We start from the raw sequence: 15440 nt of genomic DNA on the forward strand, positions 1-15440 counted from the left end.
TCCCACTCTGTCGGCCCATGAGGAAGACTTGCTTCCTCATGGAATGCGAATCTTGGGCCATGTCGGAAACCTCTGCGCGGCTCCTGCGCCTGCTCTCGCTCCTCCAGCTCCCGCGCGACTGGGCCGGTCCCGAGCTGGCCCGGCGGCTCGGGGTGAGCGGGCGGACCGTGCGCGCCGACGTCCAGCGTCTGCGGGACCTCGGCTATCCGGTCGTGGCCACACGCGGGAACGTGGGCGGCTACCGCCTCGGCGCGGGTGCGAACCTGCCGCCGCTGCTGCTCGACGACGACGAGGCGGTCGCGGTCACCGTCGGACTCCGCACGGCGACGGGTGGCGCCATCGCGGGGATCGAGGAGGCGTCGCTCCGGGCGCTGGCCAAGCTGGAGCAGGTGCTGCCATCCCGGCTGCGCCGCCGGGTCGGCGCCCTGCAGACCTACACGGTGCCGGTGCCCCACGACGACGCAGGACCGACCGTCGACACGGAGGTCCTGACGACGCTCGCCGCCGTCTGCCGCGACCGCGAGCGGCTCCGGTTCGACTACGCGGACCACTCCGGCGCGGCCACCGTCCGCGCCGTCGAGCCGTACCGGCTGGTGAACTGGGGCCGCCGCTGGTACCTCTTCGCGTGGGACCTGGACCGGGACGACTGGCGGACCTTCCGCGTCGACCGGATGCGGCCGCGCATCCCGACCGGTCCGCGGTTCGCCCCGCGGGAGCTGCCCGACGACGTCGCGGCGTACGTGTCGAGCCGGGTCTCCGCCGCCGCCTGGCGATACCGGACGCGGGTCACCGTGCACGCCCCTGCCGAGGTGGTGGGCGAACGGATCAGCCCGGCGGTGGGCGTCGTCGAACGCATCGACGAGCAGACGTGCGTGCTGGACACCGGAGCCGACACCGTGGAGACGCTCGGCGCGTACCTGGGACTGCTCGACGCGGACTTCGACGTCACCGGACCGCCGGAGCTCGTCGCACATCTCCGCCGTCTGACCGCGCGCTACGCGCGCTCGACCCCACCCACCTCCGACCGGGTGTGCCTGGCACCGGTGCCCTAGTCGCGGACGTGCTGGTCAGCGAGCTTCCGGAACCACCCACGTACGATCCGGCTGTGGGCGACGGCACGGGCCCGTGGCCTGCTCGCCGTCGTCCTCGCCGCTCTCGTCGTCACCCAGGTCGCCGTGCTCCCCGCAGCGTTCGTGCGGACGGCGGGCGAGCCGCCCGACCTGACGCCGCTCGACGACCCATCGACCCAGACTGCTCACTCGACGACGATCTCGACCGGCACGTTCCCCTGGGTGGCCAAGGAGTACGGGCAGGAACGGTGTGTTGCCTCCAGCAGGGTCTTGCCGGTGTCGCCGGCCAGGTGCTCGGGGAGCTCGGCCCGCAGTGTGGCGGCGAGCGTGAAGCCCGGCCCGGTCGGCACGAGGCTGACCTCGGCAGTGACCGCAACGTCCTTGGCGTCGAGGCCTCTGCTCTGGGCGATGAGACCCATCGTGGTGGAGAAGCAGGCCGCCCAGCCCGCGGCGAAGAGCTGCTCAGGGTTGACGCCGTCGCCTGTTCCACCCATCTCCTTGGGCAGCGCGAGCTGAACGTCCAGCCGTCCGTCCGAGCTGACAGCGCGGGCGTCGCGTCCAGATGACGTGGCGACGCCGGTGTACGTCGGGTTCATGTTCTGACCTTCCGTCCTGGTGTACCGGGGAACGCTGTCAACGATCACCACCGTCCGTGGCAGCCGCCATGACCTCCTAGGTACAGCAACCCGCATGACCTGACTGGTCATGGCCGCTCGCCTGTGAGCGCGCCACACTGGCGTGACCACCGCACCCGAAGAATGCGACCGCGATGACTGCAGAACTTCGTGACGAGCCACAGGCCGTCGGCGAGCTCGTCCGCTTCTGGCGGGTGCACAGGCGCCTGAGTCAGCTCGACCTAGCCCTCCAGGCCGAGATGTCGACCAGGCACCTCAGCTTTGTCGAGACCGGGCGTGCCCAGCCCAGCCGGCAGCTGCTGGTCCATCTGTCCAACCAGCTCGACCTGCCGATGGCCGAACGCAACCGTCTCCTGCTGGCCGGTGGGTTCGCGCCGATCTACCTGGAGAAGTCGTACGAATCCGAGACGTTGCGGCCGCTGCGCGAATCCCTGCACCAGCTGCTCGACGCACACATGCCTCACCCGGCGCTGATCGTCGACGGACTGTGGAACCTGATCGACGCCAACGACGCGGCGTCCTTGCTCTGGGCCGGGGTGGACCCCGAACTGCTGAAACCGCCCGTCAACCTGTTACGGCTGTCGGTGCATCCCGGTGGCATCCCCAGCATCTCGTCGATGACGGCCGCGTGCAGCGCCCCACTGATCCACCAGCTGAGACGCCAGAGCCGCGACAACGCCGACGGGGCCCTGGCCGAGCTGGTCGATGAGGTCGAGTCCTACCTACCCCACCAAGCACCCAGGGCCGCCACCCAGCCGATGGTCACTCTCGACCTCCGCACCCGCCGCGGCAACGTCCGCCTGTTCACCCTGATCGCCACCATCGGAGCCCCCCTCGAGGTCACCGCAGCAAGCCTCGCCATCGAGACCTTCCTCCCCGCCGACCCCCTCAGCGCCGCCCGCCTCCAAGAGCTGGCAGCCTCCGACGACAGCTCACCGAAACCATCGGCCGCCTCAGGAACGGTGGGCCAGGAAGGGAACTGAACCATGGCGGCCGTCGACGACGTTCGAGCGCTGGGCACACAGCTCGAGCGTTCCTCCGAGGTCTACGTGCGGGGGCGGCTGAAGTTCCGCGTCGGTCAGATGGTCTACGTGGCCTTCTCCCTGGACGAGACAGTGATGGGTTTCGCCTTCCCGAAGGAAGAACGGGCAGCGCTGGTCGGAGGGGATCCCCGCACCTTCCAGCTCCCCGCGGAGTCGGACCTGCGCTTCAACTGGGTCCACGCCGACCTCGCGGCCCTGGACCCGACCGAGGCGCGCGAGCTCGTCGTCGATGCTTGGCGGATGGTCGTCCCACGCAAGCTCTCCCGTGCCTACGACCTCGCCCATCCCGCCGGCCCGCACGACGGCTGACCGGCGGCGCCACGCCATCGCGATCTTCCTCGCCGGCCGGGACCGGACGGTGGACTGTCGAGAGACCGGGGCCTTCCGCATCTCATCCGGTCGTGGCGCCGGGGCGAGCGTCAGGGAGCGAGCAGGAACTTCGAGCGCTCGCCCGCCTCGAGCCGTCGGTGCGCGTCGGCCGCTGCGTCGAGCGGGACCACGGTGCGCGACCGGAGCGCCAGGCTCCCGTCGGCGAGACGGCTCATCGCCTCCGACAGCGCGCCGACGATGCCCTCCGGCCTCGGCCCGGACAGCGGCACGCCGAGAGCCGGCCCGCTCGCGTTGCTCAGGGTGACGACCCGCTCGGGGCCGCCGGCCAGAGCGATCGCATCGCGGAGCTCGGAACGGGTCGCGGCGTCGACCACCGCGTCGACGTGCGGTGCACGGGCGCGGACGTCCGCCACGAGGTTCGGGCCGTAGGAGACAGGGACCGCACCCCAGCCCTCCACGGTGGCGAAGTCCGCCGGTCGGACGGCGGCGATCACGGTGGCGCCCCGGGCGATGGCGAGCTGCGTCACGATGGTGCCGACCGAACCCGCCGCGCCGAGCACCAGCAGGGTGTCGCCCTCGCCGACGGAGACCAGGTCGAGCACCCTGACGGCGGCCTCGCCGGACGCGGGGAGCGCCGCGGCGTCCTCCCAGGAGACGGTGGCGGGCTTGCGGACCCAGAAGTCGGCGACGGCGAGCGCTGCGTAGCCGCCGAGGCCGGGGAGGAAGACCGCCACCTCGTCTCCTGGCCCGACGTCGTCCACGCCGGACCCGACGGACTCGACGGTGCCCGCGCCCTCGAAACCGAGCACGGTGCCCTCGTGGGCGCCGAAGGCCTTGAGCCTCCCCGACCGCAGCGCCAGGTCGGTCGGGCCGACGCCGGCGAGGCGCAGGGCCACCCGGATCTGGCCTGGGCCTGGAGCGGGCACGAGGACATCTGCCGGGCGCAGCACCTCGGGAGAGCCGAATCGGGTCAGGGCAACAGCGTGAGTCATCACGAGCCTCCATTCGTTGGTGGTGAGAAGTGTGGGGCGGTCCGGTCAGACCTGGCTGGCGCCTCCGTCGACGTACAGCTCTGTGCCCGTGATGTAGGAGCTGCGCGGCGATGCCAGGAAGAGCACCGCGTCGGCGACCTCGTCGGGCGTCCCCAGGCGTCCGGCCGGCACGCCGCTGGCCAGGCCCGCGAGGAGCTGCTCCGACGCCGCGGCGTCGGGCGCGAGCCCGCTCAGGCCGGGCGTCCTGATCGGGCCGGGCGCCACCGTGTTGACGCGAATCCCGCGTCCGACCAGCTCGGCTGCCCAGCTGCGCGCGAACGACCGGAGGGCGGCCTTGCTCGCGGCGTACACGCTGAAGCTCGGGCTGCCCTTGACGTCGATGTTCGAGCTGGTGATCACGACGGACGCCCCGGGGTTGAGCAGGGGCAGCGTCTTCTGCACGGTGAACAGCGTCCCGCCGACGTTCCCGTTGAAGATGTCGGCATAGTGCTGCCAGGAGATCTCCTCCAGCGAGGCGAACCCTCCGCCGCCGGCGTTGGCGAACACGACGTCCAGACCTGCCCCCCGCTCCTCGATCGCGGCCACCAGCCGGTCGAGGTCCGCCAGGTCGGCGACGTCGCCCCGCACGCCGGTCGCGCCGTCCCCGATCGAGGCGACCGCCTCGTCCAGGGCCGTCTGGCGGCGGCCCGTGAGGAAGACGTGGGCACCCTCGCGCGCGAACCGCTGCGCGGTGGCCAAACCGATGCCCGAGGTCGCTCCCGTGACCAGCACCGTCTTGCCGTCGAACTCTCCCACGACTTCTCCCTCGCTCTGCCCTGGCGTCAGGCCGGGGCTATTTATGTATCGTGCGGTACATAAGTCGCGTGCGGGTCCCGGTATTCCGAGGGCGGCGGATCTCTGTACGGTGCGGTACAGAACGCGGGAGGGGATGCGGTGACCGACGCAGACGGCAGGCGGGGCAGGCCCCGCGAGTTCGACGTCGAGGAGGCGCTCGATCGCGCGATCGAGGTGTTCTGGCGGCACGGCTACGAGGGCGCGTCGCTGGCACAGCTCACGGCCGCGATGGGGATCAACCGGCCCAGCATGTACGCGGCGTTCGGCAGCAAGGAGGAGCTCTTCCACCGCGCGGTGAGCCGCTATGCCGAGGTCGACATGGCCTACGCCCGTCAGGCGCTCCAGGAGCCCACCGCCTACGAGGTCGCCCGCGCCTTCCTGCACGCCAACGTCGAGGCGCTCACCCGCCCCGACCGCCCGTCCGGCTGCCTCTCGGTCCAGGGAGGCCTGGCCGCGGGCGGCGACGACGGACGGGCCGCAGCGTTCTTGGCGCAGAGCCGCCTGCGCGGCGAACGAGCGATGGCTGAGCGGTTCGCCCGCGCCGTCGTCGAGGGCGACCTGCCCGTCGGGACCGACGCCACCGACCTGGCGCGGTTCGTCATGGCCGTGAGCGAGGGGCACGCGGTCCATGCGGCGGCCGGCGTGGACCGCGCCAGCCTGCGCGCCTCCGCCGACATCGCGCTGCGTGCGATCAAGCACGCGTGAGGACCTGGATGCGGGCGGGACCTGCTGTGACCCGGACGGGTCAGGCGCGGTCGTAGGTGAGGACCTGCACGCCCGAGGAGAGCGTGACCTGTTCGGCCGGCTGGAAGAGGTGCGGCTGGAACGGGCCGTCGAAGAGCGGGATGCCCGACCCGATCACCGACCTGTTCTGCTTGAGGACGAGCCGGTCGATCTCCGGCAGCAGCGCGTGCGCGAGCTTGCCGCCACCCACCAGCCACAGGTCCAGGCCGTCCTCGGCCTTGAGCGCGCGCACCCGGTCCAGGGCGTTGTCACGGACGATCTCGACGGCAGGATCACGGCTCTCCAACGTGCTGGAGAAGACGAGGTGGCGCAGGTGGGGGTACGCGTCGGTCATCCCGGCGGCGAGCCCGACCTCGTACGAGGCCCGGCCTTCGAGGACGGTGTCGAACGCCCGCCCGGGCGCGTCGATGCCCATCGCCTGGCGGGCCGGGCCGGGGAGGGTCTCGGGAAAGTGCTCGACGATGAACTGGACGACGTCCGGTGTGATCGGGAAGAACTCCGCGCCGCTGGGGTCGCCCCCGTCGGGGCCGGCGATGTAGCCGTCGAGAGTCGTGGCCACGTAGTACACGAGCTTGCGCATGCAATTCTCCTTCGCGGTCCGACGAGTCGTGGGAGAGCACCGGACGCGTCGCCGGCTGGTCAGGGGGCGGTCGCAAGCCCGGCACCTGCGACGACGCCCCAAGACTAGGGTCACCGCACCGGTTCGGTCCTTCGACCAGGGGCCGGCGAGGCGCGGGTCGTGGTGGGGAAGGTATCCGCTGGTGCGCTCGGTGGTGTCCGGCCCACGATGACCCCATGACCGTGCCCACCGGCGAGACCGCGCAGGTCGTCGAGGTCGCGTGCGACGAGTCGGGGTTCTCCGGCACGAACCTGCTGGACCCGGCGTCGCCGGTGATCGTGCACGCGGCGGTGGACCTCGGCGAGGCGGACGCGGCGGAGCTGCTGGGCACGCTGCGGACGCGGTTCCACCACCGCGGGACGACGGAGCACAAGGCACACCTGCTGCTGCGGCCCGGGCAGCCGGAAGCGGTGGCGTGGTTCCGCGACGCGCTGGACGGACGGTCCACGGTGCACGTCGTGGACAAGCGCGGCCACCTCGCGGCGCGGGTGCTGGACCTCCTGACCGGGACGCCGTCGTACCTCGACGGCACTCCCCTCGGCCGCGACCACGGGGTGTCGGCCGACGTGCTGCGGGAGCGCGCCGACGTGCTCGCCGCGTTCGTCGCGATGACACGGCTCAAGCACCGGCGGCGCGTGGACGGCGGAGCGGTCGACCGGTTCCTCGCCGTCGTCCCGGCGGACGTGCCGGAGCTCGCGGGCCTCACCTGCGCCGGTGTCGTCACCGTCCTGGAGCGCCTGCTGGACGGCGACCCCGCGGTGCCGCCCCCGCTGGAACCGCTCGTCCCTGCGCTGGCCGCGACGGCGTTGCGGTGGAGCGACGGCCGCCGGTCGGTCGCCGTCGTGCACGACGAGCAGAGCGCGCTCACCCCGCAGCGCACCACCCTCCTGGCGGCCGCCCTCGCCGTGGCGGTCGCTCCCGCCCCGCCGCCGCTCCTCGGCGTGCGGCAGGTGGACTCGCGCCGCGACGCGCGCGTCCAGGTCGCCGACCTGCTGGCCGGGCTGGCCCGGCGCGACGCCCTCCAGGCAGCCGGGGCGCCCCGGCGCTGACTCTCACGGCGATGGACGCGGCATGGGGTTGCGCAGCGAGAAACCGGTCTCTAGTGTCGGAAACCGGTTGCTGTGACCTTCCCCATGACCAACGACGGTCGGGAAGGGCGGGTGCGCGCTGGCTGGCGCACCCCGTGCACCCGGTGAAAGTCCCGCGTTCGACGACGAAGGTGAGGCAACGACGATGAACCGACATGCTGCGCGACGACTCCTCGCGGCGGGGGTGACGACATCCCTGGCCGCCGTGATCGGAGTGACTGCCCTGACGCTCCCCGGCGCCCAGGCCGCGACAGGCGGCGTGACCGGGTTCGCCACCCAGAACGGCGGTACGACCGGCGGTGCCGGTGGCGCCGTCGTGAAGGCCACGACCGGTACCCAGATCCACGAGGCGCTGTGCCGGCGCGCCGCCGACGACACCCCGATCACGATCCAGGTCGAGGGCACGATCAACCACGCCAACACCAGCAAGGTCTCCGGGGACAGCTGCAACACCGCGGACGGCGTCATCGAGCTGAAGCAGATCAGCAACGTCACGCTCGTGGGTGTCGGGTCCGGGGCCACGTTCGACCAGCTCGGCATCCACCTGCGCGAGTCCAGCAACGTCATCATCCAGAACGTCACCGTCCGGAACGTCAAGAAGTCGGGCTCCCCCACGTCCAACGGCGGCGACGCGATCGGCATGGAGTCCGGCGTGTCGAACGTGTGGGTGGACCACGTGACGCTGGAGGCGTCCGGCGGCGAGTCCGAGGGCTACGACGGCCTCTTCGACATGAAGGCCGACACGAGGTACGTGACGCTCTCCTACAGCATCCTGCGCGGCTCGGGGCGCGGCGGACTCGTCGGGTCGAGCGACAGCGACCTCGAGAACGGGCCCGTCACCTACCACCACAACCTCTACGAGAACATCGACTCGCGCCTCCCCCTGCTGCGCGGGGCGACGGCACACATCTACAACAACCACTACGTGGACATCCACGAGTCAGGCATCAACGCCCGTGCCGGCGGCAAGGCCAAGGTCGACAACAACTACTTCGAGGACTCGAAGGACGTGCTCGGCACGTTCTACACCGACCTGCCCGGCTACTGGCAGGTCTCCGGGAACACCTTCGACAACGTGACCTGGTCGGCTCCCGGCGAAGACACCCACCCGGCGGGTCCGAACCCGACGTCGACGACGACGGTGTCCGTGCCCTACGCGTACACGCTCGACGACGCGAGCTGCGTACCCGACGTCGTCGACGCGACGGCCGGCGCCGGCAAGGGCCTCCAGGTCTCCGACGGGTCGTGCGAGGCACAGACGCCGGACCCGACCGAGGAGCCCACCCCCGAGCCCACCCCCGAGCCCACCGACGACCCGACGACCGACCCGACCGACCCGCCGAGCGGCACCAACCTCAGCCTCGGCGCGGGGGCCGACGGGTCGAGCAAGGCCTCGGGCACCAGCTACGGGAACGTCGTCGACGGTGACCCGGCCACCTTCTGGTCACCCTCCGGCACGACGGGCCGCGTGTCCGTCAAGTGGGCCACCGCGCAGAGCGTGTCGCAGGTGAACGTGGTCGAGGCGGCCGGTTCCGCCGGCACCATCACCGGGTTCCGCATCGTCGACCACGACACCGGGGCCGTGCTGGCCACCGGGACCCGGGCGGGAGCCGTCGCGCTGCCGACCACCACGCTCAGCAAGCTCGACCTCGAGATCACCGGCGCCTCCGGTACACCGAAGGTGGCTGAGCTCGAGACCTACGCCGGCCGGGGCTCGACGAACCCGACCGACCCGACGGACCCGACCGATCCCACGGACCCGACCGATCCCACGGACCCGACAGACCCGCCGACCGGTGGCCCGACCCCCGCGAGCGGTGCGATCTACGCCGCCCCGGACGGCTCGGCCTCCGCCGCCGGCACCGCGGCGGACCCGACGACGGTCGCTGCGGCGATCGACGCCGTCGAGCCCGGCGGGCAGATCTTCCTGCGCGGCGGACGCTACGACCTGGCCCAGACCCTGACGATCGAGCCGGGCGACGACGGCACCGCGGCGGCGCGCACGGTCCTCGCCGCCTACCCGGGCGAGACGCCGGTGCTCGACTTCTCCGCCCAGGCGGAGGACCCGTCGAACCGTGGCCTCGCCATCGGCGGCAACTTCTGGCACGTGTACGGGATCACCGTGCAGAACGCGGGCGACAACGGCATCCTGCTCGGCGGCGACGACAACGTGATCGAGCGGGTCGTGACCCGCGGCAACGCGGACACCGGGTTGCAGATCGCCCGGCTCGTCGCGGGCGCGCCGAAGGCGGAGTGGCCGGCGGACAACCTGGTGCTCAGCTCGGAGTCGCACGACAACGTGGACTCCGACGGCGAGGACGCGGACGGGTTCGCGGCCAAGCTGACCGTGGGCGAGGGGAACGTGTTCCGCGACTGCGTGTCCCACCACAACATCGACGACGGCTGGGACCTGTACGCCAAGACCGACACCGGCCCGATCGGCGTCGTGACGATCGAGCACTCGCTGTCGTACGAGAACGGGACGCTGTCCGACGGCTCGCAGGCCGGCAGCGGCGACCGCAACGGCTTCAAGCTGGGCGGCTCCGACATCCCGGTGGACCACGTGATCAGGGACTCGATCGCGTACGACAACGGGCACCACGGGTTCACCTACAACAGCAACCCGGGGTCGATCACCGTGACCGACAACGTGGGCGTCGGCAACGAGGAGCGCAACTTCGCGTTCGACGAGGGCTCTCACCTCTTCAGCGGGAACGTCTCCTGCGGCGGCGGCTCGGACGACAAGCTGTCCGGCACCGACGACGGCACCAACGCCTGGAACGGTACCGGCGGCTGCGGGGCCTACGCCGGCGCGCTGGACTGGTCGTTCGCCGCGGACGGCACGCTGGAGGTGACCTTCGGCTGACCCGGACCGCCCTGCGTGCGGGACGGGAGCAGGTCAGGGCAGGTGCTCGCCGAGGCCGAAGAAGTCCGCGGCCGCGGCGAGCACCTCGCCCGCCCGCTCCGAGCCCACGAACCCGTGCTCCGCGCCGGTCAGCTCGACCAGGCGACAGGGCACACCCTCGCGTCGACAGGCCGCGGCCAGGTCCCGCGCCTCCGGCAGCAGCGAGTCCAGCGTGCCCACCGCGACCACCGTCGGCGGCAGCCCCCGCGCGGACCGGTGCAGCCGCGGCGCGGCGGCAGGTTCGACGCCGGTCCACGCCCGCATCGCGTACGCCGACAGCTCCCGGCCAGGGCCGCCCGGCAGCGCGTCGTCGTACGTCGCGAGCGACAGGTCCAGGTTCGGGTTGGTGAGCAGCAGACCGGCGAGCGGACGCCGGCTGTGCAGAGCGGCGAGCGTCGCGACGGCACCGCCCGCCGAGTCGCCGTCCAGGTACAGCCGGTCGAATCCCTCGTCCGCGAGGATCTCGACGGCCGCCACCGCGTCCTCCACGGCGTCGTCCAGCCGCGCCTCGGGCGCCAGGCGGTAGTCCACCGACACGACGACGACGCCGAGCGCCTCGGCAGCCCGCCGGCACCAGCCGTCCTGGAGGTCGAGGTCGCCGAACAGCCCGTACCCGCCGTGCAGGAACACGGCCGCCGCGCCCGGGGCCCGCCGGTCCGGCGTGTACCGGCGCCACGCCCGGCCGGTGGGAGCGAGCTCCTCGACGACACCCGCGAAGGCGCGCGGAGGTCGGGCCAGGGCGCGCTCGCGGGCGCCGCGGCGCAGCGCCGCGACGTCGGGGACGGTGCCCGGCCCCTCGCTCACGACGCGATCCGCAGCTCGCCCATGTCGACCACCGGCTCGTAGCCGAGCCGCTGGTACAGGGCGTTCGACACCGGGTTCTCCAGGTCGGTGAACAGGCAGACCCGGTCCCCGCGGTCGCGCAGCAGGGCCGACACGTGCGCGACCAGTGCGCCTGCGTACCCGCGCCCGCGGTGCGCCGCCGGGGTGAAGACCGGGCCGAGACGGGCCACACCGAGGGACGGGCCGACGACACCCACGAGCGAGACGGGTGCGCCGTCGACCTCCCACCACCACAGCTTCTGGCCGGTCACCCGGCGCTCCACCGTGTCGCGCGTCGGTCGCGCGTCGGTCGTGCCGGGCGCACGTCCGGCCTGCTCGTCGGCGGCGGCGCCGAAGTCGCCGAACCAGCCGTGCACGACGTCGACCTCGGCCGCGCTCACCGGCCGTGGCCCGCCGGGGGGCGTCCGCGCGGGCGGGACCAGCGTGCCGAGCTCGAACAGGCGGGTCGGGCGCGCGAGGACCAGGTCGCCGCCGGCATGTGCGCGCATCCGCTCGAGGAAGGCGTGGACCGGCACCTGGGCACCGTTCGCGGCAGGGACCATCTCGCCGCGGGCCAGGAGCATGTCCGCCAGCGACGTGGCTAGGTCCGGCTCCATCGCCATGAGGTGCGCCTGGTGCGGCGGCGTGGCGGCCGTGCGCATCGCGGCTCCGACGACCTCTCCGTCCGCGGCCCGGGCGATCGCGAACCAGTGCGGGTGCTCGGGTGCCGGCTCGCCCCGCGCGGCGCGGGCGGCCAGCCGGTCCGCCGTGGACGCGACGATCGTCGCGCGCACCGGGTCGGCGGCCAGCACACCGGCGACGGCGTCGAGGAACGCCTGCGGGTCCTCGGTGAGCTCCCAGGCCGGGGTTCGTTCGTCCATGCGCGCACGCTAGCGGCGGGCCGCGCACCCGTCACCCGTATTCGTCGCTGGAGGCGACGGTTGTCCGGCGTCAGGCGCGGACGACGGCGGCCAGCCGGCGGACGACGACGCCCAGGAGCACCAGCCCGGCGGCGAGCAGGGAGAGCGGTCCGCCCCCGAAGCCGGTCTCCGGCAGCTCGGGCTGGTCGGGGGTCGTGACGACCGGCGCGGCCGTGTTCGTCAGCGTGACGGTGTTGAGCCGCTCGTCGTCCGCGTGGATCACCACCCAGCCGTCGTCGTCGGGCTCGAGCGGCTGCCCGTCGATCTGCCAGCCCTCCGCGCGCCACGCGACCCCGTCCACGCCCGGCGGGTCGGCCTCGCGGAGCGTCACGGTGGTGCCGAGGGGGACGTCGTCGGCGACGAACGGGTCGCCGAGCACCAGGTCGCCCCGCTGCACGGGCCCGTCGTCCACGCGGTACTCGACCGGGAACCGGGTGCCGTCCGGCACGTCCGCGCCGGTGACGACCTTCTCCACCCGCAGCGTCGTGGTCGGGACCGCGGTGTTGGTCACGGCGAGCTGCGCGGTACCCGTCCCCTCGTCGACGGTGATGCTGCTGCCGGGCGACCACGTCGCGACCGCCCACGTCCAGCCGTCCGGGAGGACGGCGTCGGAGGGCGGACGCTCCGTGACGTGCACGGTGGTGCCGACCGGGAAGTCGCGGTCCGGTCCGGCGGGGCTGCCGTCGGTCGGCGCCCGGAGGACGCCGTCCACGCTGCTGCCGTCGGGCAGCGTCGCCGTCCAGGCGACGTCGAAGGCGTCCGCCTCCACGTCGCCGCGGTCGGCGCCGAGCAGGTCCTTGCTCACCTCGAAGGTGCCGTGCTCCACCGTCGCCTCGTTGGTGACCGTCACCCGCGTCGTCCCGCCGTCGCCCACCGTGATCTCGGCCGGCGAGATCGTCGGCGTGCCCCAGTCCCAGCCGGGCACGTCGGGCAGGTCCGCCTCGTCGAACGTCACCGTGGTGCCGACCGGGAAGTCGAGCGGGTCGCCCTCGGCGTCCGTGGGGGCGACGGGCCGGCCGTCCGGGGCGAGCGTGGTGGAGCCGCTGGTGGTCGTGCCGTCGACGTAGGTCGCGGTCCAGCCGACCGTGAACTCCAGGCCGGTCGGGACGTCCTCCGCGGCAGGCCCGTCGAGCGTCTTGGCGAGCGCGAACGTGCCTGTGGGGACGTGCCCGACGTTCGTCACCTCGAGCGCGACCGTTTCCCCGTCGACGAGCTCGAGCGGGTAGAAGCCGTCCTCGTCCGGGTCGGTGAGCGGTGTCCCGTCCACGGACAGGACCGGTGTCTCCCACTCGATGCCGTCGTCGAAGGTCGGCGGCGCCTCGCGCACCCACACCGTCGACCCCGCAGGGATCGGGTCCCCGTCCAGCAGCGACGTGACGGTCACCGGGTCACCGACCGCGATCTCGCGCTGGCGCGCCTGGCGTGTACCACCCGGCGGGTCGAAGGTGTACAGGACCGAGAACTGGAGGTCGGGGTCCACCGGACCGTCCACGTCGAGCACCTTCACCATGCTGAACGCGGTCTCGGCCTCGGTGTCGCTCACGAGGTTCGTGAGGTCGACGCCCACCACCTGGTCGTCCCGGTCGATGACGATGCTCTGCCCCGGGCTCAGCGACACCCCACCCCAGAAGAAGCCGTCCGGCGGGTCGCCGCGGTTCGTCTCGCTCAGCCGCACCTCCGTGCCGACGGGGAACGACACCGGGTCGCCCGCGTCGTCGACGGGACCGGTGGGGGCGAACGTCCCGTCGGCGCCGGCGACGAGGTCGATCGTGCCGCTGCTGGTGCTGCCGTCCGGGTCGGTGGCGGACCACCCGACCGTGACCGTGGTGCCCTCCGGCACCGGCACCGCGTCGTCCGTGCCCGTCGTGACCGTCTTGGTGATCTCGAACGTGCCGGTCGTACGCTCCGCCGTGTTCGTGAGCGTCGCGGAGACGACACCGTCGCCGTCGGCCGTGACGGTGAGCGAGGACGGCGACACCGCCGCCCCCGTCCACTCCCAGCCGGGGACGTCCCCGGGCTGCTGCTCGTCGAACGTGACGACCGTGCCCACGGGGAAGGTGCTCAGGGTGCCGTCCACGTCCTGGGGCCGCACCGCGGTGCCGTCGGCGGGAAGCACGAGGGTCCCGGAGCCGAGGACCTCGCCGCCCGGAGAGGTCGCGGTCCAGTCGACGGGGAACGTGGTGCCGTCGGGCAGGTCGCCCGCCGTGACACCCTCCAGCGCCTTGGAGACCTCGAACGTGCCGCTCGGCGCCCCGCACGGGACGGTGCCCGCGAACAGGAACGAGTGCACCTCCCCGCCCAGCAGGGTGACGTCACGACCGATCACCTGGCCGTCGAGCGGGGCGGCGTCCACGGTGACGTCGGCGAACGGCGCGTAGATCGATCCGTCGATCCGTTCTCCCGTGTGGCCCACGGTCACGTCCCCGGTCACGGCGGACAGGTCCCACAGGATGTACGGCGAGTACTGGCCCTGCGGGTCGATCCGCAGGCCGTGGACGTCGGTGGTGCCGGCAGGGACCCGGATGATCAGTGGGTTCTGCTGGCCGGGCACGGGGCTGCCCGGGGAGAACTGCAGCAGGTCGGCGCCCGCGACGTCCTCGTAGGCGACCACGTTGGGCCGGTCGGCGGAGAGCGGGGAGAGCACCTTGCGCTCGCCGTCGTCCTCCGCGACGGTCAGGTGGTTCGCCTCCTGGCCGTCCGGCGCGGTGACGGTCGCGAGGCACTGCGCGGTGTCCGCCAGGGTCGCGTCCTGCGCCGCCTGCACGTAGCCGGCGACGACGTCCTGGGTGTCGCCCGTCTGCTCGGTGAAGATCGACGTGTTGTCGCCCGTGGGCGGCTGGGCGTCGGCCGGGTAGGACTGCGCCGTCGCGTCGATCAGCGGCGGGCTCGACCCGGGCAGGGCCACCCGCACCCAGCCCTCGCCGCGTGCCTCGGTGCCGAACGGACCGAGGTCGCGGTCCGCCATCTTCAGCGCCCCGACGTTCTCGGGGGTGGTCGCACCACGGCTGGTGATGTTCACCTGGCCGACGTTCTCCGAGGTGTCCGGGTCGTAGCGTCCGACGAGGAGGCGCGTCGGGTCGCCGTCCACGGTGGGGATCGTGTAGTCCGCCGTCCCGGCGGCGACGTGGATGACCGCCCACTGGGCCGCCTGCGTCACGGTGAGGTCCCGCCCTGCCGCGAGCGACCCCTCCAGCTCCTGGTTGCCCACCCGCGCGTCGCGCTGCGCGTAGACGGTGAACCCGCCGGCGGACGAGAACGGGTTGACGTCGCCCTCGGCGGCCGCGGCCGCCGGCGGCGCCGTCGCGGCCTGGGCGCCGAGACCCACCAGCCCGCCGAGCGCGAGTGCCGCGGCCAGCAGTCCGCTCGTCGTCCTGCGTCCGCTGGTCGAGCTCGATCTGTGCATGTACCGCTACCCCCGGTGAGCGCCGTCCTGTCCGC

Annotated in this window: 13 protein-coding genes; 6 read left to right on the forward strand and 7 right to left on the reverse strand. The window is 72.8% G+C overall.

Annotated elements, in window-relative coordinates:
• The first annotated feature begins 59 nt into the window (after positions 1–59).
• Positions 60–1052, forward strand: coding sequence for a helix-turn-helix transcriptional regulator (locus ACFT55_RS01440; protein WP_380240732.1), 993 nt, complete (start codon positions 60–62; stop codon positions 1050–1052).
• Positions 1053–1255: 203 nt separating this feature from the next.
• On the opposite strand, the gene ACFT55_RS01445 is transcribed toward ACFT55_RS01440, so the two are convergent.
• The gene (locus ACFT55_RS01445; RefSeq protein WP_380240734.1) at positions 1256–1777 is read right to left on the reverse strand and encodes an Ohr family peroxiredoxin; all 522 of its coding nucleotides are present in this window, start codon (positions 1775–1777) and stop codon (positions 1256–1258) included.
• Positions 1778–1839: 62 nt separating this feature from the next.
• Between ACFT55_RS01445 and ACFT55_RS01450 the strand changes: the two genes are divergently transcribed.
• Positions 1840–2688, forward strand: coding sequence for a helix-turn-helix domain-containing protein (locus ACFT55_RS01450; RefSeq protein WP_380240736.1), 849 nt, complete (start codon positions 1840–1842; stop codon positions 2686–2688).
• Positions 2689–2691: 3 nt separating this feature from the next.
• On the forward strand, positions 2692–3057 hold the full coding sequence (locus ACFT55_RS01455; protein WP_380240738.1) for an MmcQ/YjbR family DNA-binding protein: 366 nt from the start codon (positions 2692–2694) through the stop codon (positions 3055–3057).
• Between the two features lie 110 nt (positions 3058–3167).
• Here the strand turns inward: ACFT55_RS01455 and ACFT55_RS01460 are convergent, their stop codons facing one another.
• The gene (locus tag ACFT55_RS01460) at positions 3168–4070 is read right to left on the reverse strand and encodes an NADP-dependent oxidoreductase (RefSeq protein WP_380240740.1); all 903 of its coding nucleotides are present in this window, start codon (positions 4068–4070) and stop codon (positions 3168–3170) included.
• A 45-nt stretch (positions 4071–4115) separates the two neighbouring features.
• On the reverse strand, positions 4116–4865 hold the full coding sequence (locus ACFT55_RS01465; RefSeq protein WP_380240742.1) for an SDR family oxidoreductase: 750 nt from the start codon (positions 4863–4865) through the stop codon (positions 4116–4118).
• Between the two features lie 138 nt (positions 4866–5003).
• Between ACFT55_RS01465 and ACFT55_RS01470 the strand changes: the two genes are divergently transcribed.
• On the forward strand, positions 5004–5609 hold the full coding sequence (locus ACFT55_RS01470; protein WP_380240744.1) for a TetR/AcrR family transcriptional regulator: 606 nt from the start codon (positions 5004–5006) through the stop codon (positions 5607–5609).
• Between the two features lie 40 nt (positions 5610–5649).
• Here the strand turns inward: ACFT55_RS01470 and ACFT55_RS01475 are convergent, their stop codons facing one another.
• On the reverse strand, positions 5650–6228 hold the full coding sequence (locus ACFT55_RS01475; RefSeq protein ID WP_380240746.1) for a dihydrofolate reductase family protein: 579 nt from the start codon (positions 6226–6228) through the stop codon (positions 5650–5652).
• A gap of 215 nt (positions 6229–6443) precedes the next feature.
• Between ACFT55_RS01475 and ACFT55_RS01480 the strand changes: the two genes are divergently transcribed.
• Positions 6444–7316 (forward strand): hypothetical protein, encoded by an 873-nt coding sequence (locus ACFT55_RS01480; protein WP_380240748.1) that lies wholly within the window; start codon positions 6444–6446, stop codon positions 7314–7316.
• A 244-nt stretch (positions 7317–7560) separates the two neighbouring features.
• On the forward strand, positions 7561–10221 hold the full coding sequence (locus ACFT55_RS01485) for a polysaccharide lyase family 1 protein (RefSeq protein WP_380240750.1): 2661 nt from the start codon (positions 7561–7563) through the stop codon (positions 10219–10221).
• 33 nt (positions 10222–10254) lie between these two features.
• Here ACFT55_RS01485 and ACFT55_RS01490 read toward each other — a convergent pair whose 3' ends face one another.
• The 3 genes from ACFT55_RS01490 to ACFT55_RS01500 form a co-directional block, all read right to left on the reverse strand.
• Positions 10255–11064, reverse strand: a complete 810-nt coding sequence (locus ACFT55_RS01490; RefSeq protein ID WP_380240752.1) for an alpha/beta hydrolase — start codon at positions 11062–11064, stop codon at positions 10255–10257.
• Positions 11061–11963: a GNAT family N-acetyltransferase gene (locus ACFT55_RS01495; protein ID WP_380240754.1), complete on the reverse strand. Its 903-nt coding sequence runs from the start codon at positions 11961–11963 to the stop codon at positions 11061–11063. Before ACFT55_RS01495 ends, ACFT55_RS01490 begins: the two co-directional genes overlap by 4 nt.
• Positions 11964–12033: 70 nt before the next feature.
• Complete coding sequence (locus ACFT55_RS01500; protein WP_380240756.1) at positions 12034–15405, reverse strand: DUF5979 domain-containing protein; 3372 nt, start codon at positions 15403–15405, stop codon at positions 12034–12036.
• Between the last annotated feature and the right edge of the window lie 35 nt (positions 15406–15440).

This window comes from Isoptericola sp. NPDC057191, from assembly GCF_042670225.1.
Classification (GTDB): domain Bacteria; phylum Actinomycetota; class Actinomycetes; order Actinomycetales; family Cellulomonadaceae; genus Isoptericola.

Coding starts and splice junctions, on each gene's coding strand:
- ACFT55_RS01440 (WP_380240732.1), top strand. CDS start 60: ATGTCGGAAACCTCTGCGCGGCTCCTGCGCCTGCTCTCGCTCCTCCAG.
- ACFT55_RS01445 (WP_380240734.1), bottom strand. CDS start 1,777: ATGACCAGTCAGGTCATGCGGGTTGCTGTACCTAGGAGGTCATGGCGG.
- ACFT55_RS01450 (WP_380240736.1), top strand. CDS start 1,840: ATGACTGCAGAACTTCGTGACGAGCCACAGGCCGTCGGCGAGCTCGTC.
- ACFT55_RS01455 (WP_380240738.1), top strand. CDS start 2,692: ATGGCGGCCGTCGACGACGTTCGAGCGCTGGGCACACAGCTCGAGCGT.
- ACFT55_RS01460 (WP_380240740.1), bottom strand. CDS start 4,070: ATGACTCACGCTGTTGCCCTGACCCGATTCGGCTCTCCCGAGGTGCTG.
- ACFT55_RS01475 (WP_380240746.1), bottom strand. CDS start 6,228: ATGCGCAAGCTCGTGTACTACGTGGCCACGACTCTCGACGGCTACATC.
- ACFT55_RS01480 (WP_380240748.1), top strand. CDS start 6,444: ATGACCGTGCCCACCGGCGAGACCGCGCAGGTCGTCGAGGTCGCGTGC.
- ACFT55_RS01495 (WP_380240754.1), bottom strand. CDS start 11,963: ATGGACGAACGAACCCCGGCCTGGGAGCTCACCGAGGACCCGCAGGCG.
- ACFT55_RS01500 (WP_380240756.1), bottom strand. CDS start 15,405: ATGCACAGATCGAGCTCGACCAGCGGACGCAGGACGACGAGCGGACTG.